The following is a 430-nucleotide window of genomic DNA, read 5'->3' as shown; positions in this document are numbered from 1 at the left end:
TGCCGCTGACGGTGAACGGCAAACTCGACCGCAAGGCCCTGCCCGCACCCGAGTACACGACCGGCTCCGGCCGCGGCCCTTCCACGGTCCGCGAGGAGATCCTGTGCGCCGCGTTCGCCGAGGTCCTCGGCGTCGACAGCGTCGGCGTCGACGACGACTTCTTCGCGCTGGGCGGTCACTCCCTCCTGGCCATCCGCCTGGTGGAGATCCTGCGCGGCCGCGGCGTGACGGTCTCCGTGCGGGCGCTGTTCGAGTCGCCCACCGTGGCGAGCCTTGCCGCGGTGGCGGGGACCGAGCAGATCGAGGTCCCGCCGAATCTGATCCCGGCCGATGCGCGGGCGATCACGCCGGAGATGCTGCCGCTGGTGGACCTGACCGCCGAGGAGGTCGAGCGGGTCGTCGCCACCGTCGAGGGCGGCGCGGCGAACGT

At 72.8% G+C, this 430-nt stretch carries 1 protein-coding gene; it reads left to right on the top strand.

The annotated features are described in order from the left end of the window. Nucleotides 1-430, top strand: a 430-nt coding sequence (locus IH50_RS38450; RefSeq protein WP_037873694.1) for a phosphopantetheine-binding protein, incomplete at both ends; no start/stop codon positions are given.

The organism is Streptomyces sp. NRRL S-37 (assembly GCF_000721605.1).
Taxonomy (GTDB): Bacteria; Actinomycetota; Actinomycetes; order Streptomycetales; family Streptomycetaceae; genus Streptomyces.
The sequence above is the reverse complement of the archived record's forward strand: the minus strand, read 5'-3'. Positions and strand labels throughout refer to the sequence as shown.